Annotated in this window: 20 protein-coding genes and 1 riboswitch; of the genes, 11 read left to right on the top strand and 9 right to left on the bottom strand. The window is 69.1% G+C overall.

The features are described 5' to 3' along the window. Positions 1 to 17: 17 nt before the first annotated feature. Genes ACXJLU_RS01710 through ACXJLU_RS01695 form a run of 4 tightly spaced genes read right to left on the bottom strand, consistent with a single transcriptional unit; the run spans position 18 to position 3,718 of the window. Entirely contained in the window at positions 18 to 1,271 is a 1,254-nt protein-coding gene (locus ACXJLU_RS01710; protein ID WP_457328784.1) for a diguanylate cyclase domain-containing protein, read from the bottom strand. 10 nt (positions 1,272 to 1,281) lie between these two features. Next, entirely contained in the window at positions 1,282 to 1,599 is a 318-nt protein-coding gene (locus tag ACXJLU_RS01705) for an Mpo1-like protein (protein ID WP_457328783.1), read from the bottom strand. After that, complete coding sequence (locus ACXJLU_RS01700) at positions 1,596 to 2,417, bottom strand: alpha/beta fold hydrolase (RefSeq protein ID WP_457328782.1); 822 nt, start codon at positions 2,415 to 2,417, stop codon at positions 1,596 to 1,598. Before ACXJLU_RS01700 ends, ACXJLU_RS01705 begins: the two co-directional genes overlap by 4 nt. Beyond that, on the bottom strand, positions 2,414 to 3,718 hold the full coding sequence (locus ACXJLU_RS01695; RefSeq protein ID WP_457328781.1) for an O-acetylhomoserine aminocarboxypropyltransferase: 1,305 nt from the start codon (positions 3,716 to 3,718) through the stop codon (positions 2,414 to 2,416). Before ACXJLU_RS01695 ends, ACXJLU_RS01700 begins: the two co-directional genes overlap by 4 nt. A 104-nt stretch (positions 3,719 to 3,822) precedes the next feature. Here ACXJLU_RS01695 and ACXJLU_RS01690 point away from each other — a divergent pair, with 104 nt between their 5' ends. Beyond that, the gene (locus ACXJLU_RS01690) at positions 3,823 to 4,278 is read left to right on the top strand and encodes a CBS domain-containing protein (protein WP_073467689.1); all 456 of its coding nucleotides are present in this window, start codon (positions 3,823 to 3,825) and stop codon (positions 4,276 to 4,278) included. 137 nt (positions 4,279 to 4,415) lie between these two features. Here ACXJLU_RS01690 and ACXJLU_RS01685 read toward each other — a convergent pair whose 3' ends face one another. Together ACXJLU_RS01685 and ACXJLU_RS01680 are read right to left on the bottom strand one after the other, a co-directional pair. Next, positions 4,416 to 4,661 carry a type II toxin-antitoxin system Phd/YefM family antitoxin gene (locus ACXJLU_RS01685; protein ID WP_457328780.1) on the bottom strand — a complete coding sequence of 82 codons (246 nt, stop codon included), beginning with the start codon at positions 4,659 to 4,661 and terminating at the stop codon, positions 4,416 to 4,418. Between the two features lie 229 nt (positions 4,662 to 4,890). Beyond that, positions 4,891 to 5,982 carry a porin gene (locus ACXJLU_RS01680; RefSeq protein ID WP_457328779.1) on the bottom strand — a complete coding sequence of 364 codons (1,092 nt, stop codon included), beginning with the start codon at positions 5,980 to 5,982 and terminating at the stop codon, positions 4,891 to 4,893. A 298-nt stretch (positions 5,983 to 6,280) separates the two neighbouring features. On the opposite strand from ACXJLU_RS01680, the gene aroC reads away from it, so the two are divergent. The 5 genes from aroC to ACXJLU_RS01655 all read left to right on the top strand — a co-directional run bounded on the left by aroC (position 6,281) and on the right by ACXJLU_RS01655 (position 14,399). Then, the gene (gene aroC / locus ACXJLU_RS01675) at positions 6,281 to 7,366 is read left to right on the top strand and encodes a chorismate synthase (protein WP_073466844.1); all 1,086 of its coding nucleotides are present in this window, start codon (positions 6,281 to 6,283) and stop codon (positions 7,364 to 7,366) included. A 144-nt stretch (positions 7,367 to 7,510) separates the two neighbouring features. Then, positions 7,511 to 8,713, top strand: coding sequence for an Ig-like domain-containing protein (locus ACXJLU_RS01670; RefSeq protein WP_457328778.1), 1,203 nt, complete (start codon positions 7,511 to 7,513; stop codon positions 8,711 to 8,713). 49 nt (positions 8,714 to 8,762) lie between these two features. After that, positions 8,763 to 9,785, top strand: a complete 1,023-nt coding sequence (locus ACXJLU_RS01665; RefSeq protein WP_457328777.1) for an aldo/keto reductase — start codon at positions 8,763 to 8,765, stop codon at positions 9,783 to 9,785. A gap of 134 nt (positions 9,786 to 9,919) precedes the next feature. After that, entirely contained in the window at positions 9,920 to 11,176 is a 1,257-nt protein-coding gene (locus tag ACXJLU_RS01660) for an efflux RND transporter periplasmic adaptor subunit (protein ID WP_457328776.1), read from the top strand. Between the two features lie 19 nt (positions 11,177 to 11,195). After that, the gene (locus tag ACXJLU_RS01655; RefSeq protein WP_457328775.1) at positions 11,196 to 14,399 is read left to right on the top strand and encodes an efflux RND transporter permease subunit; all 3,204 of its coding nucleotides are present in this window, start codon (positions 11,196 to 11,198) and stop codon (positions 14,397 to 14,399) included. 10 nt (positions 14,400 to 14,409) lie between these two features. On the opposite strand, the gene ACXJLU_RS01650 is transcribed toward ACXJLU_RS01655, so the two are convergent. Next, positions 14,410 to 14,979 carry a TMEM165/GDT1 family protein gene (locus tag ACXJLU_RS01650; protein ID WP_457328774.1) on the bottom strand — a complete coding sequence of 190 codons (570 nt, stop codon included), beginning with the start codon at positions 14,977 to 14,979 and terminating at the stop codon, positions 14,410 to 14,412. A 60-nt stretch (positions 14,980 to 15,039) separates the two neighbouring features. Further along, a riboswitch (yybP-ykoY riboswitch) is annotated at positions 15,040 to 15,172 on the bottom strand. A gap of 39 nt (positions 15,173 to 15,211) precedes the next feature. Next, on the bottom strand, positions 15,212 to 16,444 hold the full coding sequence (locus ACXJLU_RS01645; protein ID WP_457328773.1) for a polyhydroxyalkanoate depolymerase: 1,233 nt from the start codon (positions 16,442 to 16,444) through the stop codon (positions 15,212 to 15,214). A 122-nt stretch (positions 16,445 to 16,566) separates the two neighbouring features. Between ACXJLU_RS01645 and ACXJLU_RS01640 the strand changes: the two genes are divergently transcribed. Next, a complete protein-coding gene (locus ACXJLU_RS01640) occupies positions 16,567 to 17,286 on the top strand; it encodes a glutathione S-transferase family protein (protein WP_457328771.1) in 720 nt (239 codons plus the stop codon). Here the strand turns inward: ACXJLU_RS01640 and ACXJLU_RS01635 are convergent. Next, on the bottom strand, positions 17,283 to 17,711 hold the full coding sequence (locus ACXJLU_RS01635; RefSeq protein WP_457328770.1) for a cupin domain-containing protein: 429 nt from the start codon (positions 17,709 to 17,711) through the stop codon (positions 17,283 to 17,285). The genes ACXJLU_RS01640 and ACXJLU_RS01635 overlap by 4 nt on opposite strands. Positions 17,712 to 17,803: 92 nt before the next feature. Between ACXJLU_RS01635 and ACXJLU_RS01630 the strand changes: the two genes are divergently transcribed. The 4 genes from ACXJLU_RS01630 to ACXJLU_RS01615 are packed head-to-tail and all read left to right on the top strand — an operon-like array spanning position 17,804 to position 20,845. After that, positions 17,804 to 18,028 (top strand): DUF4266 domain-containing protein, encoded by a 225-nt coding sequence (locus ACXJLU_RS01630; RefSeq protein ID WP_457328769.1) that lies wholly within the window; start codon positions 17,804 to 17,806, stop codon positions 18,026 to 18,028. Further along, complete coding sequence (locus tag ACXJLU_RS01625; RefSeq protein ID WP_457328768.1) at positions 18,019 to 19,164, top strand: DUF3570 domain-containing protein; 1,146 nt, start codon at positions 18,019 to 18,021, stop codon at positions 19,162 to 19,164. The genes ACXJLU_RS01630 and ACXJLU_RS01625 overlap by 10 nt, the downstream gene beginning before the upstream one ends. 2 nt (positions 19,165 to 19,166) lie before the next feature. Next, positions 19,167 to 20,156, top strand: coding sequence for an FAD:protein FMN transferase (locus ACXJLU_RS01620; RefSeq protein ID WP_457328766.1), 990 nt, complete (start codon positions 19,167 to 19,169; stop codon positions 20,154 to 20,156). After that, positions 20,153 to 20,845, top strand: coding sequence for a penicillin-insensitive murein endopeptidase (locus tag ACXJLU_RS01615; RefSeq protein ID WP_457328765.1), 693 nt, complete (start codon positions 20,153 to 20,155; stop codon positions 20,843 to 20,845). The genes ACXJLU_RS01620 and ACXJLU_RS01615 overlap by 4 nt, the downstream gene beginning before the upstream one ends. Positions 20,846 to 20,847 lie beyond the last annotated feature (2 nt).

Below are 20,847 nucleotides of genomic sequence, written 5' to 3'. Positions count from 1 at the left end.
GGGATCCTGGCGCCGACCTACGCGATGCAGTGCAGCACGCAGTGCTTGCCACGCCGCTTCGCCGCATACATCGCGTCATCCGCCAGCTGCAGCAGCCGCTGCGGGTTCTGCGCGTCGCCGGGTGCGAGCGCATAGCCGATGCTCGCGCTGATGCCGTGCCGGTCGACCCCTGCCACCGCCGACAGCATGTGCAGCGCCAACGCATGCGCGCCGGCCATGTCGCGCACCGCGGCCAGCACCAGGAACTCGTCGCCGCCGAAGCGGCCCACCGCGTCCTCGGCCCGCACCGACATCTGCAGCGCGCGCGCCACCGCCACCAGCAGCTCGTCGCCGACGCGGTGCCCGAGCCGGTCGTTGACCGCCTTGAAGCCATCGAGGTCGACGAAGAACAGCGCCACCGGCATCTGCGCCGCGTCGAGCAGCGCCGCCTCGATGCGGTCCATCATCGTGCGCCGGCTCAGCACGTCGGTCAGCGCATCGCGCTCGACGCTGCGCTTCAGCTGCTGCTGCGTGATCGTCAGCTCGTGCACGTCGACCGTCACGGTGTAGACGCCGATCACCTCGCCGCAGGCATCGAAATCGGGCACGTAGCTGGTGCGCATCCAGCGCTGGCCGAGCGTCGCCAGGTCGACCATGCGGGCGTACTGCACCGTGTGCCCCGCCAGCGCCTGCACGAAGTACTGCTCGTGCTCGGCCCAGCGCTTGGAGCCGCGCACGTCGCCGATCGGCCGGCCGAGCAACTGCTTCGGTTGCTGGCCGGTCGCCTCGACGTACGCCTTGTTGACGAAGCGCAGCACGAAGTCGCGGTCGACGTACGTCAGCGGGAACGGGATGTTCTCGGTGAAGCGGTCGAGGCGCTGGCGCGCGGCGACCAGCGCCTCGCGCTCGAGCACGTCCTGGTGGATGTCGATCGCGATCGTGAAGATGCCGTCGACGCGGCCGGTCGGGTCGAGGTGCGGCAGCACCTGGATGCGCGCCCAGCGGCCGGCATGGCAGCCGTGCTTCAGCCGCCGCTCGTAGTTGACGGTGCGCCCCTGCGCGGCCTCGGCGAACGCCGGGCTCGCGCGCTCCCACGCGTCATCGCCGTACAGCTCGGCCAGCGTGTGGCCCAGCAGGTCTTCGCGGCTGCGCTGCGCCCAGGTCAGGTAGGGGTGGTTGCAGAACACCAGCCGGTGCTGCAGGTCCCAGCGGCCGATCGGCAGGTCGATCGCATCGATCAGCCGCTCGATGTGGGCGAGCTGCTCGAGGACCGGCAGGTCTTTGGCGTCCATCGGGGCTATCCTAAAAAGGAATCTTGCCCACCCAGATGTCCTTGTACATGACCCAGTCGCCCATGAAGCTGTACAGCGGGCGCTTGAACGAGGCCGGCCGGTTCTTCTCGAACACGAAGTGCCCGACCCACGCGAAGCCATAGCCGCACAGCAGCGCATACAGGAAATACAGCGGCTGTCCGCGCACGAGCCCGGTCACCAGGCACAGCAGCGCCAGGCTCGACCCCGCGAAGTGCAGGCGGCGGCAGGTGCGGTTCGAATGCTCGCCGAGGTAGTACGGATAGAACTCCGCGAAGCTCTTCAACGACTGAACGGTACTGCTGTTCATCGCGTTTCCTCCGAAATGAAGGTCTGGATCGCATTCAACACGGCGTCGGGCACCTCTCCCATCAGGGAATGCCCGGCCGACAACGGCAGAACCTTTGCATGCAACGCCTGGGCCAGCGCGGCGCTCGCCTTGGGCGGCGTCATCTGGTCGTGCGCACCGACGATCATCAGGCTGGCGCAACGCACGCGCGCGGCTGCTTCGAGACCGCCGGCGTAGTGGTTGCACACCTGGAAATCCTGGTGGAACAGGTTGCCGTGCCCCGCGGCGGTGTGCTGCGCCTGCAGCCGGCGCATCAGCGCACGGTTCACGCCGTGCAGCGAGAAGCCCGGCGCCGGGGCCGACGGCTTTGCGGCATGGCCGGCATGTGAAAACGAATTCACCATGTCGATCGCCTTCAGCGGCTCGTTCAGCGAGGTCGACAACAGCGTGTCGGACACCTTCATCGGGTACGCCGGGCCGAGCAGCACCAGCCCGGTCGCGCGCTCGCCGAGCCGGGCAGCGGCCTCGAGCGCGATCAGCGAGCCCATGCTGTGGCCGACCAGCGTCGCGCGCTCGATGCCGGCCGCGGCCAGCAGCGCGAGCAGCCAGTCGGCGAAGGCCTCGACGCTTGCGAGCGCCGGGCCTTCGCTGCGGCCGTGGCCGGGCAGGTCGGGCGCCAGCACCGCGCGGCCGTGGTGGGCCAGGTAGCGCGTCTGCAGCCCCCACACGCTGTGGTCGTGCATCGCGCCGTGCACGAACACCAGCGCCGGCAACGAGGCGTCGAGCGGCTTGCCGCCGGTGTAGACGAAGGCCGCGCGGCCCTGTACCTCGAGCTTCATGCGCCACCCGCCTTCTGTGCCGCCCGCAGCGCGCGCGACAGGTCGTCGATCAGGTCGTCGGCGTCTTCCAGGCCGATCGACAGCCGGATCGTGCCCTGCGTGATGCCGGCCTGCGCGAGCGCGGCATCGTCCATGCGGAAGTGCGTGGTCGTCGCCGGGTGGATCACCAGCGAGCGGCAGTCGCCGACGTTGGCCAGGTGCGAGAACACCTTCAGCGCCTCGATGAAGGCGCGGCCCTGCGCGCGCTGGCCCTTCAGGTCGAAGCTGAACACCGAGCCGCTGCCGCGCGGCAGCAGGCGCTTGGCGAGTTCGTGGTCGGGGTGGGTCGGCAGCTCGGGGTGGCCGACGCGCGCGACCATCGGGTGGGCGGCCAGGAAGCCGACCACCTTGCGCGCGTTCGCGATGTGGCGCTCCATCCGCAGCGACAGCGTCTCGACGCCCTGCAGGATCAGCCAGGCGGTGTGCGGGCTCATGCAGGCGCCGAAGTCGCGCAGGCCCTCGCGACGGGCGCGCAGCAGGAAGGCACCGACGGTGCTCTCCTCGCTGAACACCATGCCGTGGAAGCCGTCGTAGGGGCGGGTCAATTCCGGGAATCGGCCAGACCCCTCCCAGTCGAACTGCCCGCTGTCGACCAGCACGCCGCCGATCACCGTGCCGTGGCCGCTGAGGAACTTGGTGGCCGAGTGGTAGACGAGGTCGGCGCCGTGGTCGAACGGGCGGATCAGCCACGGCGAGGTCAGCGTCGAGTCGACCAGCAGCGGCAGCCCGTGCTCGTGCGCGATCGCGCTGACGGTGGGGATGTCGAGCACGTCCAGCCCGGGGTTGCCGACGGTCTCGCCGAACAGCAGGCGCGTCGTGGGGCGGATCGCCGCGCGCCAGCCGTCGATGTCGCCGGGGCGCACGAAGGTGGTGGCTATGCCGAAGCGTGCCAGCGTGTAGTGCAGCAGGTTGTGCGAGCCGCCGTACAGCGCGCTGCTCGCGACGATGTGCGAGCCGGCACCGGCCAGCGTGCAGATCGCCAGGTGCAGCGCGGCCTGGCCGCTGGCGGTCGCGATCGCGCCGGCGCCGCCTTCGAGCGCCGCGACGCGCTCTTCCAGCACCGCGGTGGTCGGGTTCGAGATGCGGCTGTAGACGTGGCCCGAGCGCTCCATGTTGAACAGCGCCGCGGCATGGTCGCTGTTCTCGAACACGAAGCTGGTGCTCAGGTGGATCGGCACGGCACGGGCGCCGGTGGCAGGGTCGGGGCCGGCGCCTGCGTGCAGCGCGAGCGTGTCGAAGCCGGGGTCGGATGGGCCGGGCATGCAGTCTCCTCGGGGGCGGCGGGCACCGGATCGGTGTCAGCGGGGATGTTGTTGTGAAGAATTGTGGGCTATATTGGCCCGACACACCCCAAGGAGAGGACCCCATGAAAGTCGCAGACATCCTGCGTGTCAAGGGCGGCACGCTGTTCACTGTCTCGCCCGATCAGCCGCTGGCCCACGCCGTGCGCACGATGGCCGAGCGCGACATCGGGTCCCTGGTGGTGATGGAGCACGGCGACCTGGCCGGCATGCTGACCTTCCGCGAGGTCATCCTGGCCGTGGTCGGCAACGGCGGCACGGTCGGCACGACCATCGTGCGCACCGTGATGGACGACCATCCGCTCACCTGCACGCCCGAGACCGAGATCGACGAGGTGCGCCGCATGATGCTCGAGCGCCACGCCCGCTACATGCCGGTGATGACGCAGCGCACGCTGATGGGCGTGATCTCGTTCTACGACGTCGCGAAGGCGGTGGTCGACAGCCAGGATTTCGAGAACCGGATGCTGAAGGCGTATATCCGCGACTGGCCGGTCGAAGATCAGGTCCCTGCGAATTGACCCACCCCCGAGGCGCTGGCGCGCCTCCCCCTTGAGGGGGCGCCGCCAGCGGCCCGGCAAAGCCGGTTCCGCGGCGTCCGCTGGGGCCGCCTTGCTGGACGCTCGGCTGCAGTGCTCGGTGTACTGGGGTCTGACGGTCAATCAAACTCTGCTGGCTTGACGGTGAGGTTCAGGCGAACGGCTTCGATGTCGACCTCGGCTCCGTCGGGCATGGCGAGAAGTTCGACGATGGACTTGCTCATCGGCGCTTGACGGCGGTCCTCAGAGGTCGGCACGTGGAGAGGTGTTCTGCGCTTCACGACCGGATCTCTCGACGTTGTGGTCGTTGCGCCGGTCCGTCCTTCATCGAACTGCTGACTGGAGGGCGTGGGCATCATTTTCATTGCATGTCTCCGAGTCAGGTTGCTCGCTCCCGTTGGCTGGCGAGGCGGTACGACGAGAGTACCTCTGCGACCACCAAGAAAAAAAGCCCGCTCGTGATGAGCGGGCTTTTCTATTGCGGCCGAGCGTTCAGCGAAGCCCGCCCCAGCGGCCGCCGCGGAGCCGGCTTTGCCGGGCCGCTGGCGGCGCCCCCTTGAGGGGGAGGCGCGTGAGCGCCTCGGGGGTGGGTCATCAGAAGCTGTGGCGGATGCCTGCGGTGAATTCCGTGATGTCACGGTCGTCGGCGGTCGTCAGGCCGGCCGGGACGGCGCTGGCCCAGCGGTTGCCGTAGCCGTCACCCTCGTTCTTGAAGCGGGTCACCGCGCTGTACAGCGCCGTGCGCTTCGACAGGTCGTACTGGTAGCCGACGCCGAAGGCCTTGGTGGTGCCTTCGTTGACGTTCTTCGCCTTGTTCTCGACGAACTGCGCACGCACCGTGTTCGCACCGAAGCGGTAGTCGCCACCGACCCAGAAGCCCTGGCCATCGGCATCCACCGCGCTGCGGTCGTTCACCGCGATCACGCCGGCAGTGCCGTGCCAGTCGCCGTAGGTGTAGCCGACCGCGCCCGAGGTCGTGCGCACGTCCTGCGAGGTCAGGTCCTGCTTGTCGTCGACGAACGAGACCATCGCATCGAAGCCGTAGCCGCTGTAGCGGGCATAGACGTCGGCAGTGCGCTGGTCGTTGGTGGCGCCGGTGGTTTCACCGAAGCCCCACAGCGCACCGGCCTTGAAGCCGGCGAAGGTGGGCGACTCGTACTTGACCGAGTTGTTGATGCGGGCCGGGCCGCCGTTGCCGGTGGCGCTGTAGGTGGTGCCGCCGCGCACCGGCTCGTAGCCACCGAAGCCGCCGATCACGGCCGTGCTGGCGCCGGTGGAGACGTTCGAGAACTCGCTGAAGTCGCTCGACAGGTTGTAGACGCTGCCGTATTGGCGACCCAGCGTCAGGGTACCGAGCTGCGCCGAGCCGAGGCCGACGTACGACTGGCGGCCCCAGAAGGCGTTCTGGCCGTTGGTGCCATCGTCGATGTTGACGCCGCTCTCGAGCACGGCCAGGGCACGCAGGCCGCCGCCGAGGTCTTCGGTGACGCGCAGGCCGAAGCGCGAGCCCTGCAGGCCGCCGGACTGCACGCGGCTCAGGTTGGCCGCGCCGTTGGCGATCTGCACGTAGGCGTCGGCGACGCCGTACAGCGTCACGTTGGTGGTGGATTGTTGTGCGTCTTGCGCGTTGGCGGCAGCCGAGGCGGCCAGCGCCATCGCGGTCACGGCAAAGGTGGCGAACTTCATGCGATTCTCTCCGATCAGTAGGCGGACCCCTTGTCCCACAGGCACGCGTCACACACCGACCGCGTGGCAGGCACCGACCGGTGCTGCGTCTTGGGATCGAATGCTAGGGTTGTCCCTGATCGGGAAAAACCCCGTGTGCGGCAAGTCGGCATTGCTGAAACAGCAACGATTTCCCTCTTGAAGCCTGGTGCTGCGCTCCCAAGGGACGAGCCCTTAAACTTCAAGTCCGCCTTCGCGTCACGATGTGTCGGCGTCTCTTGCCCTTTCTCCGATTTCGATTTCCGTCCACAAGGCCCCCATGTCCGGCAGCACCCTCGGCACCCTGTTTCGCGTCACCAACTTCGGCGAGTCGCATGGGCCGGCCATCGGGTGCGTGATCGACGGCTGCCCGCCGGGGATGGAACTCAGCGAGGCCGACATCCAGCCCGAGCTGGACCGCCGGCGCCCGGGCACCTCGCGCCACGTGACGCAGCGCAACGAGCCGGATGCGGTCGAGATCCTGTCCGGCGTCTACGAGGGCAAGACCACCGGCACGCCGATCTGCCTGCTGATCCGCAACACCGACCAGCGCAGCAAGGACTACGGCAACATCCTGCAGACCTTCCGGCCCGGCCACGCCGACTACACCTACTGGCACAAGTACGGCATCCGCGACCCGCGCGGCGGCGGGCGTTCGTCGGCCCGGCTCACCGCGCCGATGGTCGGGGCCGGCGCGGTCGCGCGCAAATGGCTGAAGGCGCAGTACGGCACCTCGTTCCGGGGCTACATGACGCAGCTCGGCGACCTGGAGATTCCGTTCGAAGGCCACCAGCACATCCCCGACAACCCGTTCTTCGCGGCCAACGCATCGAAGATCGCCGAACTCGAGGCCTACATGGATGCGCTGCGCAAGTCCGGCGATTCGGTCGGCGCGCGCATCCGCGTCGAGGCGACGCAGGTGCCGGTCGGGCTGGGCGAGCCGCTGTTCGACAAGCTCGACGCCGACATCGCCTACGCGATGATGGGCATCAACGCGGTCAAGGGGGTCGAGATCGGCGCCGGCTTCGCGAGCGTCGCGCAGCGTGGCACGCAGCATGGCGACGAGCTGACGCCGCAAGGCTTCCGCACCAACAACGCCGGCGGCGTGCTGGGCGGCATCAGCACCGGCCAGGACATCACCGTCAACATCGCGATCAAGCCGACCAGTTCCATCCACAGCCCGCGCGATTCGATCGACCTGCAAGGCCATCCGACCGTCGTGCAGACGCATGGTCGGCATGACCCGTGCGTCGGCATCCGGGCGACGCCGATCGCCGAGGCGATGCTGGCGCTGGTGCTGATGGACCACGCGCTGCGGCACCGGGCGCAGTGCGGGGACGTGCGGGTCGAGACGCCGAAGATTTGACGGGGCGATCCCGGATTGGCATCCGGACTACGGGTTCCGGCAGTGTTGTGACGGGGTGTTGCGGCAGAAGCGTCGGAAAGCGGTCTGGAAGTCCGGGCGCGGGGCTTGCACATGCTGGCCGGGTGTCACCAGGGAGTTCATGCCATGAAGCTGCGTTCGGGTCTTGCGACAGCCTTCACCGTCTGCCTGTTGCTGGCCGCCTGCGGTGGCAACAGTGACGACAGTAGCGCGCCCGCGGACACGCCGCCGCCCAGCGCCAATGCCGACACGCAGGCTCCCACCGTCGCGATCGCGGCCGACAAGCTCAATCTCATCGCGGCCGGCACGGTCAAGCTGACGGCCAGTGCCAGCGACAACGTGGCCGTCACCGCGGTCGAGTTCTACGACGGCGGCGTCAAGCTGGCCGCCGACGCCGGAAATTCGAACAGCGCCACGGTTTCGCTCGGTGCCGCCGACAACGGCAGCCACGTCTTCAAGGCCATTGCGCGCGACGCCGCCGGCAACGCGACGACCAGCAGCACGGTGACCGTGACGGTCGCGGTGCCGGCCACCAAGGCCTCCGAGCGCCAGCTCAAGAAGAGCTTCACCTCGCTCGACGGCAAGCTGCCGGTCTGGTATTGGGAATATCTGCCGGCCGACTACGCGACCAGCGGAAAGACTTATCCGCTGATCGTGTTCTTCCACGGTGCCGGCGAGACCGGTGCGGCCGACGGCTCGCAGCTCGACACCGTGAAGCGCCACGGCCCGCCGAAGCTGATCGCCGCGAACAACGAGATGTGCTTCGACATGCCGACCGGCCGCGAGTGCTTCATCGTCGTGTCGCCGCAGAACAGCCGCGGCTGGTGGGACGGCAACGACACCGCCGGCATGCTGGCGCACGCGATCAAGACCTACCGGGTCGATCCGCAGCGCATCTACGTGACCGGGCTGTCGATGGGTGGCGGTGCGGCCTGGAGCCTGGCGACCGCGTCGGTGGCTGGCTCGTCGCCGAAGACCTCGTGGGCATCGCAGATCGCCGCGTTGGTGCCGATCGCCGGCGCGGCCGATCCGAAGGGGGCGAACAGCGGCATCTGCAATGCGATGGTCGCCGGCAACCTGCCGGTGTTCGCGTTCCATGGCACCGCCGACACGACGGTGCTGCCGGCGCTGTCGCAGGGCTGGGTCGACAAGCTGAACAAGGCGACCACCGCCGATGGCTACACCTGCGCCAACGCGGTCAATCCGGCGGCGAAGCTGACGCTGTACCCGGGTGTCGGCCACGACTCGTGGACGCGCACCTACGATCCGGCGACCCAGGTCGAGAGCGGCCACAACATCTACCAATGGATGCTGTCGCACACGCGTTGAATGCCCCACCTGCATTGAAGGCCGGCCCCCAGGCGCTACGCTTGCGCCGATGAAAACCACTCGACTCGGCCGCAGCGGCCTGCAGGTGTCGCGCATCGCGCTCGGCATGATGACCTACGGCCGCCCAGACTGGCGGCCCTGGGTGCTCGACGAGGCCGCGAGCCGGCCGCTCGTGAAGCGGGCCGTCGAGCTCGGCATCAACTTCTTCGACACCGCCGACATGTACTCCTCCGGCGAGAGCGAGGTGTTGACCGGCCGCTTCGTCCGCGAGTTCTGCCGGCGCGACGAGGTCGTCATCGCCAGCAAGGCCTACTACCTGGTCGAGATGGAATACCGCAACGCGGCCACTGCCTTCGACAAGGCGCCGCCCAACCTCCATGGCCTGAGCCGCAAGCGGCTCTTCCATGCGGTCGACGCGAGCCTCGCCCGCCTGAAGACCGACTACATCGATCTCTACCAGATCCACCGCTTCGACCCGGACACGCCGGTCGAGGAGACGATGGAGGCGCTGCACGACCTGGTGAAGGCCGGCAAGGTGCGCTACCTGGGGGCGAGTTCGATGTGGGCCTGGCAGTTCGCGAAGATGCAGGAGACCGCGCGCCGCCACGGCTGGACGCCGTTCATCAGCATGCAGAACCACTACAACCTGGCCTACCGCGAGGAAGAGCGCGAAATGAACCCGCTGTGCCGCGACCAGGGCGTGGGCCTGATCCCGTGGAGCCCGCTGGCGCGGGGCTTCCTGGCCGGCAACCGGGCCCGCGATGACAAGGCCGGTGGTGCGACCGCGCGGGCGCAGACCGACAACATCGCGCAGAACCTGTACTACCGCGACAGCGACTTCAAGACGGTGGACCGGCTGAAGGCCCTGGCCGCGCAGCGCGGCGTCAGTCCGGCGACGCTGGCCTACGCGTGGCTGCTGCACCAGCCGGGCGTCACCGCCCCGATCATTGGCGCGAGCAAGCTGCCGCAGCTCGACGAGGCGGTGGCGGCGGCCGAGCTGTCGTTGTCAGCGGACGAACTGCAGGCGCTCGGCGAAGGCTACGAGCCGCACCCGATCGCCGGCCATCAGTGATCCGTCGCGGCTGAGCCGCAGTTCGTCGCAAAGTTCCACCAATTCGTCGGGCTGGTTCACTGCTCGGCCCCCCCAATCTGCAGTCTGTCGCAGACCTTGTCAGACCGGTGGGGGCCGAACCTAAACTCCCGCCCATGAATACAGCACACAACGATCACGGCGCGGCCCCACACGGGCTGCAGCCGGTGGGCGGAGGATCATCACGGACCTCCCGGCGCAGACTCTGGGTGGGCGGCGCGGTCGGCGCGGTCGGCGCGGTGGCCGTCGTCGGCCTCGCGCTGGCGCTGGTGCCCGGCCTCACCAGCAGCTCGAAGGCGGCCGCGGCCAAGAAGGATGCGGCGCCCGTCGCGCTCGAGTTCGTCGCCTCCGAGGTCGTGCAGCCCAAGCAGCTCGCGATGCCGCTGGTGATCGAGTTCTCCGGCCCCCTGGTCGCGCCGCGCACCGCGGTGATCCGCGCCAAGGCGACCGGCACGCTGCTCGAACTGAAGGTGGCCGAAGGCAGCCGCGTCAAGGCCGGCCAGCTGCTCGGCGACATCGACCTGGCCGACCTGCAGAGCCGCGTCGCCGACCGCTCCGCGTCGGTCGAGTCGGCCCAGGCCGCGCTGATCGAGGCCGAACGCACGCATGCCGCCAACGTCGGCCTGTCGGCGCAGAACTTCATCTCGTCGACCGCGCTGCAGTCGTCGCAGGCCCGGCTCGACGCGGCGCGCGCCCAGCTCAAGTCGGCGCAGGCGCAGCTCGCCACCTCGCGCGTCGGCGTCAAGGAAGCGGCGCTGGTCGCCCCCATCTCCGGCATCGTCGGCAAGCGCCATGTGGTGCCCGGCGAGAAGGTCAGCCCCGAGCAGCAGCTGCTGACGGTGGTCGACCTGTCGACGCTCGAACTGGCCGGCACCGTCGGCACGCACGAGGTGTCGCTGCTGAAGCCCGGGCAGCCGGTGCAGGTGCAGGTCGAAGGGCAGGGCAAGCCGGTGCCGGGCCGCATCGACCGCATCGCTCCCGCGGCCGAAGCCGGCACGCGCGCGATCGGCGTGGTCGTGGTGCTGGACAACCGCCAGGAGCTGTTCCGCGCCGGCCAGTACGCGCAGGCCCACGTGGTGCTGCCCGATGACGCGCCGCGCCTCACGCTGCCGATCAGCGCCGTCGGCCAGGCCTCGGGCCAGGACTTCGTCTGGACGCTCGAGAAAGACGCGCTGGTGCGCCGCATCGTGATCACCGGCCGCAAGGACGCCGCCAGCGACCGCATCGAGATCAGCAAGGGCCTCGCGGCCGACAGCCAGGTGCTCGGGGCGCGCTTCGACAACCTGCGCGAAGGCCAGCCGGCGAAGATCGTCACGCAGCGCACGGCGCCGAAGGCCGCCAGCGCCGCCTCGGCCGCGGCCGCCCGTTCCTGAGTTCCGGAGACAGACCGCCATGTGGTTCACCCGCGTCTCCATCAACAACCCCGTCTTCGCGACGATGATCATGGCCGCGCTGTGCGTGCTCGGCCTGTTCTCGTACAGCCAGCTGCGCGTCGAGCGCCTGCCCGACATCTCGCCGCCGATCGTGTTCGTCAGCGTCGCCTACCCGGGCGCCTCGCCCGATGCGATCGAGACCGAACTCACCCGGCCGATCGAGCTGGCGCTGAACGGCATCGCCGGCGTGAAGATGATCCGCTCGAACAGCTTCGAGGGCCGCAGCGAGACGGTCGTCGAATTCCAGCTCAGCGCCGACATGGCGCGTGCGGTGCAGGACGTGCGCGACAAGGTCGCGGCGGTGCAGCCGGCGTTTCCGCGCGACGCGAAGACGCCGTTCGTCTCGCGCTTCGACGGCGACAACGCGCAGCCCACCGTCTACCTGTCGCTGCTGGCGCCCGACCGCAGCGCGCGCGAACTCTCGCTGCTGGCCGACCAGATCGTGCGCAAGCGGCTGGAGCGCTCGTCCGGCGTCGCCCGTGTCGACGTCGGCGGCATGACGGTGCGCCAGGTGCGCATCGACCTCGACCCGCAGCGCCTGCGCGCCTACCAGCTGACGCCGGCCGACGTGTCGGCCGCGCTGCAGCGCGCCAACGCCGACATGCCGGTCGGCCTGCTCAGCAGCCCGAAGGAAGACGCGATCGTGCGCGTCGAGGGCAAGGTGCGCGACGCCAAGGGCTTCGCCGACGTGGTGGTCGCATCGCGCAACAACATGGTGGTGCGGCTGGCCGACCTGGGCGAGCTGGTCGAGCGCGAGCGCGAGCCCGATTCGCTGTCACGCGTCGACGGCGTGCCGGCGATCTCGTTCCAGGTCTACAAGCAGCAGGACGCCAACATCGTCGAGACCGGCGCCGCCATCAAGGAGGCGGCCGAGGAGCTGCGCAAGAGCCTGCCGCCCGGCGTCGAGCTGCGGCTGGTGTATGCCGACAGCGACTGGGTCGAGCGCAGCCTGTCGGGCGTCAAGCACACGCTGGTCGAAGGCGCGCTGCTGACGATCGCGATCGTCTTCCTGTTCCTGCACAGCTGGCGCAGCACGGTGATCACCGGCCTCACGCTGCCGATCGCGGTGATCTCGTCGTTCATCGCGGTGTATGCGTTCGGCTTCACGCTGAACTTCATGACGATGATGGCGCTGAGCCTGTGCATCGGGCTGCTGATCGACGACGCGATCGTGGTGCGCGAGAACATCGTGCGCCACGTGCACATGGGCAAGAGCCACGTGCAGGCCGCACGCGAGGGCACCGAGGAGATCGGCCTGGCGGTGATGGCCACCACCTTCGCGATCTGCGCGGTGTTCGTGCCGGTGGCCTTCATGAAGGGGATCATCGGCAAGTTCTTCTTCCCGTTCGGCGTCACGGTGGCGGTGGCGGTGCTGGTGTCGCTGTTCGTCAGCTTCACGCTCGATCCGATGCTGTCCAGCATCTGGCGAGACCCGCCGACCAACCGCCTCGCGAAGCTGCCGGTGCTCGGCCACCTGATGCGCTGGACCGACCGCGGCATGGACGTGCTGCACGTCGTCTACGAGCGCACGATCCGCTGGGTGTTCTCGGGCAGGCGCTACCGGGTGGTCGTGCCGCCGATCCCGGCCTGGGGCCGCCCCTTCGATGCAGCGGGCCAGCGCGACAAGTCGCAGCCGCGCCGCCTCCGGTTGGTCACGCTGACGCCGCGCGGCCTGGTCGGCTGGGGGGCGGTCGGCAGCTTCGTGCTGGCGATCGCGTTGTCGACGCAGATCGGCAGCGAGTTCATCCCTGACGCCGACAACAGCTACATCCAGCTGAACGTGACGCTGCCGGTGGGCACCAGCCTGCCGCGCGCGAGCGCGAAGCTGGCGCAGGTCGAGCAGGTGATCCGCGGCATGAGCGAGGTGCGCCTGACCTCGACCACCATCGGCGACACCGGCAACGGCAGCCGCAACTCGGCCACGCTGGCCATCCAGCTGGTGAAGCCGCACGAGCGCAAGCGCAAGCAGAGCGATATCGAGGCGGCGATGCGCGAGGCGCTGAAGCCGATCCCCGGCATCGAGATCACGGTCGGCCAGCAGCCGATCTACGTCGCGTTGCTCGGGCCCGATCCGCAGGTGCTCGAGACCGAGGTGCAGCGCCTCGCCGACAAGGTCGCCAAGGTCAAGGGCATCGCCGACCTGACGACCTCGGTGAAGCCCGGCCTGCCGGCCTATGCGGTGCGGCTGAAGCCCGATGCGGTGCGCGAGCTGGGCCTGACCACCAGCCAGCTGGCGGCCAGCCTGCGCAGCTACGTGAACGGCGATGTCGCGACCTGGTGGACCTCGCCCGACGGCGAGCAGGTCGACGTGGAACTGCGGCTGCCGCAGGCCTCGCGCGAGAACATCACGCAGCTCGACAACCTGCCGGTGGCGTATGCGAAGGACGGCACGCCGATCGCGTTGTCGCGCGTGGCCGACATCGTGCCGGTGGTGAACCCGCTGGTGATCAAGCGCCAGGACCTGCAGCGCCGCCAGGCCATCTACGCCGGCACGCAGGGCCGCCCGAGCGGCGACGTGGGCGCCGACGTGCAGAAGATCGTCAAGGAGACGCAGCTGCCGCCGGGCTACCGCTTCGACGTGGGCGGACAGACCAAGGACCAGGCCGAGGCCCTGAGCGGCATCCTGCTGGCGCTGGTGGCCGCGGTCATCTTCATCTACATCGTGCTGGCTTCGCAGTTCGGCAGCTTCCTGCAGCCGATCGCGATCATGGTGTCGCTGCCGCTGGCGCTGCTGGGGGTGATGCTCGCGCTGTGGGTGACGCGCTCGACGCTGAACCTGTTCTCGATGATCGGGCTGGTGATGCTGATGGGGCTGGTGACGAAGAACGCGATCCTGCTGGTCGACTTCACGAACCACGGCCGCAAGGCGGGCCTGGGCATGGCCGACGCGCTGCTGCAGGCCGGGCTGGTGCGGATGCGCCCGATCATCATGACGACGGCGGCGATGGTGTTCGGCATGCTGCCGCTGGCGCTGGCGCTCGACGAGGGCGGCGAGATCCAGGCCTCGATGGGGCGGGCGATCATCGGCGGGGTGATCACGTCGACGCTGCTGACGCTGATCGTGGTGCCGGTCGTCTACTCGTACCTGGTGCGCGAGCGCAAACCCGCGCCGGCGCACGACGAGACGCCGGCGCTGCCGTCCGGTGACCTCGTCGCCAAGTAGTCAGGAGCGATCAGAACAAGCGCCCGACGTTGAACAAGGTCAGCAGCCCCAGCACCGCGAAGATCACCGCCGCGATGCCGTGGACCAGCCCGAGCGGCAGCTTCGTCGCTGCCTTGTGCCCCAGCAGCACCGCCGGCACGTTGGCCAGCATCATCCCGAGCGTCGTGCCGGCCACCACCGCGGTGAGGTCGGCATAGCGCGCGGCCAGCGCGACGGTCGCGATCTGCGTCTTGTCGCCCATCTCGGCGAGGAAGAACGCGATCACCGTGGTGCCGAACACGCCGAAGCGCTGCGGCGTGCCGTCGTCCTCGTCGATCTTGTCGGGGATCAGCATCCACGCGGCCATCGCGATGAACGACCCGCCGATGATCCAGCGCAGCGTGTCAGGCCCGAGCCAGGCCGCGATCGCGGTGCCGACCGCACCGGCCAGCGCATGGTTCACGAGCGTCGCGACCAGGATGCCGAGGATGATCGGCACCGGGCGGCGGAACTTGGCGGCCAGCAGCAGCGCCAGCAGTTGGGTCTTGTCGCCGATTTCGCCGAGCGCGACGGCACCGGTCGAGACGAGGAAGGCTTCCATGGAGAGGATTTTCCGGGGCCGGTGGACGCAATGACCGCGCCGCGACCCCGGCCCTTCCGGAGGCAGCACGGTCATCGGTCTTGCCAGGCGGGCGACGTGGTCGCTGCTGCCTGCGCCATGGCCGGTGGGGCCAAGTGTGTTGACGCAAGCCCCTGCAGGTGCTGCAGGGCGGCTACTCCCCAATGACGGGTGAAGCGCGGATTCTAGCCCCGCCCGGGAGCATCGACGCCGGCTAGCGCGAGACGTGGATCACGTCGCGCACGACCGGGTAGATGTGGTTCTGCCAGCGCCGGCCGCTGAACACGCCGTAGTGGCCGACGCCGGCCTGCACGTAGTGCGTGCGCATGTAGGGCCGCAGCCCGCTGCACAGGTCCTGCGCGGCCAGTGTCTGGCCGGGCGCGCAGATGTCGTCGCGCTCGCCTTCGACCGTCAGCAGGGCGGTGCGGCGGATCGCGGCCGGGTTGACCGGGCGGCCGCGGAACCTGAGCTGGCCCAGTGGGAGCGCGTACTCCTGGAACACCAGCCGCACCGTCTCGAGGTAGAACTCGGCCGGCAGGTCGGCGACCGCGAAGTACTCCTCGTAGAAATGGCGCGTCGCGGCGGCCTGCTTCAGCTGGTCTTCATCGGGCTCGGGGTGCGCCAGGTTCTCGTAGTAGGCCTTGAAGGCGTTGATGTGGCGCTCCTTGTTCATGCTCATGAACGCAGTCAGCTGCACGAAGCCCGGGTAGACGCGCCGGCCGGCGCCGGGGTAGCGCCACGGCACGGTGCCGATCAGGTTCTTCTCGAACCAGGCGATGTCCTGCGTCGTCGCGAGCTTGTTGACCTCGGTCGGGCTGATGCGGCAATCGATCGGCCCGGCCATCAGCGTCAGGCTCAGCGGCGTGGCCGGGTGGCGGTCTTCCGACATGATCGCGACGGCACTCAGCGCGCTCACGCAGGGCTGGCAGATCGCCATCAGGTGCGCGCCCTCGCCGATCGCCGCGAGGAAATCGATCAGGTGCTGCGTGTACTCGTCGAGCCCGAACGGGCCGGCCTCCAGCGGCATCTCGCGGCCGTTGTGCCAGTCGGTGATGTAGACGTCGTGGTCGGCGAGCATCGTGCGCACGGTGTCGCGCAGCAGCGTCGCGAAGTGGCCAGACATCGGCGCGACGATCAGCACCCGCGGCTGCGGCACTGCGGTTTCCTTGCGGAAGTGCAGCAGCGTCGCGAACGGCGTGACCAGCGCGGCCTCCTCGGTGACGGCCACCGGCTCGCCGGCGACCAGCACGCTGTCGATGCCGAACGCCGGGCGGTGGTGCGTGACCTGGGCCAGGCCCATCAACTCGCAGGCGGCTGCGAGTTTGCGGTTGGGGGCCCACGCGGCCCAGCCGAAGCTCGGGTCCTGCAGCATCGGCAGCGCAGTGCGGGCCAGCGTCTGCAGCGGCCACATCATGTCGGCATGGGCCTGGTAAGCCTGGTACATCATGGGTTCTCCTGCGCGCGGTGGCGCGCATTGGAGAGCCAGCAACTTGCGCGCCAGCCCGTGGCACAGCGCTTGCAAGACCACTGCCGACACGCCGCCCCGCCGCGTGGTTTCGGAGACCCCGCATGTCGACCGTCGCCGCGAAGAAGCCTGCCGCCAAGCCCGCACCGAAGAAGGCGGAGCCGGCCACCGCGAAGGCGACGCTGACGCTCAGCAGCCGCAACTACTCGTCGTGGTCGCTGCGCGGCTGGTTGCTGGCGCGCTTCGCGGGGCTGGACTTCGACGAGGTGATGGTGTCGCCCGACGATGCCGATGCGCGCAAGGAGCTGCTGCTGCTCGCGCCGTCGATCCGCGTGCCCTGCCTGACGCACGAGGGCGCGAAGGTGTGGAACACGCTGGCGATCGCGCAGTACCTCGACGAGATCAAGCCGGGTGCCGGGTTGATGCCGAAGGACCGCATCGCGCGCGCGCACTGCCGCTCGGTCAGCGGCGAGATGAACTCGGGCTTCGCGAACCTGCGCAGCTCGCTGCCGATGAACCTGAAGGCGCACCACCCGGGGCACAAGATCTGGGCCGGTGCGCAGCCGGACATCGACCGCATCACCGAGATCTGGACCGAGTGCCTCGAGCTGTACGCCGGCCCGTATTTGTTCGGTGCGCAGCGCACGATGGCCGACGCGATGTACGCGCCGGTCGCCACGCGCTTCGTGACCTACGGGGTCAAGCTGAACAAGCCCTGCATCCTGTACTGCCAGACCATCATGGCGATGCCGGAGATGAAGGAGTGGATCACGGCGGCGAAGGCCGAACCCGACGACATCGAAGAACTCGACATGGAGTTCTAGGCGCGCGTCCAGGGCGTCACGGCGGGCACCTCGCACGGCGCCGGCATGTCGATCGACGTGAAGTCCGACGGCCCGACGATCTCGATGTACTCCATGTCGGGCGAGTAGTCGAACAGGTAATGCACGATGCCGGGGCGCTGGTGCACGCAGTCGCCGGCCGAGACCAGCGTCTCGCGGTCCTCGTACATGAACTTCGCCCAGCCCTTGGTCATGATGACGATGTGGAACTCCGCCTCATGACGGTGCCAGCCAGTGCCCTTTTCGGGTGCCAGGTTGGCCTTGACGAGCTGCGCGAGCACCCGGCCGTGCGTGGCCTGCTCGACGCCGAGGTCGCGGTACAGGAAGAAATCCCGCAGCCCGTCGCTGCGCCAGGCGGTGTCGCCCGGCTTCACGTGTGAGAACTTCGTGGTGGTGCTGTCCAGCATCGCGATCCTCCAGCGTTCAAACGGTGGGCTGCGGCATGCATGAAGCGTTCCACGCAGGGGCAGTTAAAGTCGCGCGAACACCGGAGACCGAGATGCGCAAATCCGCAATCGCGATGCTGGCGGCCTGCCTCGGCGTGATGGCCGGCTGCGCCAACTACGAACCGCCCAAGGCCTGGGAAAAAGGCAACCTCGCCAAGCCCGAGATGACGATGGGCGGCGATGCGCTCGAGCAGCGCTTCGAGCAGCACATCTACACCAGCAAGGAGAACGCGTCCGGCGGCTACGGCGTGGGTGGTGGAGGCTGCGGATGCAATTGAAGAACGCTTCCTTCGGCCCCCTCGTGCTCGCCGCGATGGCCCTGCCCGGCGTCGTACATGTGTCAGCACGCGCCGAGAACGCCCCCGAGCAAGGCCTGGTCGGCCTGCGCTTCCTGAACTACCAGGACTCGCAGCCCGGCTGGAAACGCGTCACGGTGAACTCGCCGTCGTTCCTGCTCGTCGCACCCATCGGCCGCGACTGGGGCCTGGAGGCGACCGCCACGGTGGACCACGTGTCCGGCGCGACGCCGCGCTACCACAGCAACGTGTCCGGTGCGTCGACGATGGACGACGAGCGCAAGGCCGGCGAGCTGAAGGTGACGCGCTACTTCCAGCGCGCATCGGTGTCGCTCGGCGGCGCGTACTCGACCGAGCACGACTACCTGTCGCGCGCGTTCTCGCTGGCCGGTACGCTGGCCAGCGACGACAACAACACCACCTGGAATGCCGGCTTCGGCCATGCCGGCGACAAGATCGACCCGACCGACGGCGGCTACGACGGCAACGTCGCCGACCAGCGCAAGCGCACCAACGATTTCATCGTCGGCGTCACGCAGGCCGTCACCGGCGACGACCTGGTGCAGGCCAACCTGACGCACAGCCGCAGCACCGGCTACCTGAACGATCCGTACAAGGCGCTCGATGCGCGGCCCAGCGAGCGCCGCCAGACCGCGCTTCTGCTGCGCTGGAACCACCACTTCGCTGCAGATGGCTCCACGCTGCGCAGCAGCTACCGCGCCTACAACGACAGCTGGCAGGTCAAGGCGAGCACGCTGCAGCTCGAATGGGTGAAGCCGGTCGGCGGCGGCGTCAGCCTGACACCGCTGCTGCGCTACTACACGCAGAGCGCCGCATCGTTCTACGCCGATCCGGTGTACGACACGACGCTTGGCGCGCCCTTTCCGGTGGGCTGGGATGCGAACGCCTACAACTCGCTGGACCAGAGGCTGTCGGCCTTCGGTGCGTTCACGCTCGGGCTGAAGCTGCAATGGGCCGTCGACGCGCTGTGGGCCTTCGACCTGAAGGGCGAGGCCTACCAGCAGCGCGGCGAGTGGCGCGCCGGCGGCGAGGGCTCGAAGGGGCTGGAGCCGTTCAAGGCGCGCATGGTGCAGGTCGGCATCAGCCGCAAATTCTGAACGTGAGCACCGTGTTCCACCCGATGTCGGCGCGCGCCGAGGCGCAGGCCGACGACCTCGGCTTCGGCTTCGGTGCGATGGCCTGCGAATGCGAGATCCGCATCGCCGGCCTCGGTCGCAAGAAGGCCGAGCCGCTGGCGCGCGAGGCGATAGCCGAAGTGCGGCGCATCGAATCGAAGTTCTCGCGCTACCGCGATGCGAGCGTGGTGTCGCGCATCAATGCCGCGGCCGGCAGCGGGCAGCCGGTCGAGGTCGACGTCGAGACGGCGGACCTGCTCGACTTCGCGGCGCAGTTGCATGCGAGCAGCGGCGGGCTGTTCGACATCACGTCGGGCATGCTGCGCCAGGCCTGGGATTTCAAGGCCGGCCGCAAGCCGGCCGACGGCCAGCTCGCGCAACTGCTGCCGCGTGTCGGCTGGAGCAAGCTGCGCTGGCAGCGCCTCGGACCGGGGCAGGTCGGGCGCATCGAGCTGCCGATGGCCGGCATGGAGCTCGACTTCGGCGGCTTCGGCAAGGAGTACGCGGCCGACCGCGCCGCGACGCTGCTGCAGTCGCGCGGCGTGCGCCACGGCATGGTCAACCTGGGCGGTGACATCCGCCTGATCGGCCCGCGGCCCGACGGCCGGCCCTGGGTGCTCGGCGTGCAGCATCCGCGGCACGAGCGCTCGCTGATCGCCCGCATCGACCTGGCCGACGGCGCGCTCGCGACCAGCGGCGACTACGAGCGCTTCTTCGAGCAGGACGGCGTGCGCTACTGCCACATCCTCGACCCGCGAAGCGGCATGCCGGTGTCGCACTGGCAGTCGGTCAGCGTGGTGGCGCCGGCCTGCCTGGCCGCCGGCGCGCTGACGACGATCGCGATGCTGTTGCAGGGCGACGCGCTGGCGTTCCTGCAGTCGCAGAACGTCGGCTACCTGGCGGTCGATGCGCAGGGCGGCATCCATCGGCACGAGATCTGGCAGCGCGGCGAGAGCGAGGCGCTGCCGCCGTGAGCCGCCTCCAACGGCGGGCGCTGCTCGTGTTGTGCGGATCGGCGGCCGCGCTGCCGTCGTGGGCGGCGAGCCGCTGCTTCGGCACGGTGGCCCAGGGTCGGCTGGAGGAGGGCGTTGCGCTGCCGACGGATGGTGCCAACTTCTCGGCCTACAGCCGGCTCGGCGTGACGGCCGGCCGCACCCATGTGCACTCGGCCGTGCGCGACATCGTCGTCGACGCCTATGCACAGCTCGCGACGGCACTGCCCGGCACGGTGTTCGTCTACGGCGAGACCGGCTGGGCGGGAGGCGGCCGCATCCGGCCGCACCGCAGCCACCAGAACGGCTTGTCGGTCGACTTCTTCGTGCCGGTGCGCAATGCGGCCGGCGCGTCGGTGCCGCTGCCGACGGGCGTGACGAACAAGCTCGGCTATTCGATCGAATTCGATGCGGCGGGGCGCTTCGGCGGCCTGCGCATCGACTTCGCGGCGATCGCGGAGCACCTGTTCCAGCTCGCGGAGTCGGCACGGCGTCACGGCGCGGGCCTCGCGATGGTGATCTTCGATCCGCCGTACCTGCCGATGCTGCTGGCCACACCGCGCGGCGACTGGCTGCGCGAGCACGTCAATTTCATGAAGGGCCGCGCGTGGGTGCGGCACGACGAGCACTACCACGTCGATTTCCGAATCGCCTGCAGACCGCTGGGCTGAGG

The organism is Rhizobacter sp. P5_C2, from assembly GCF_054049715.1.
This window is presented reverse-complemented; position numbering and strand designations above follow the sequence as displayed.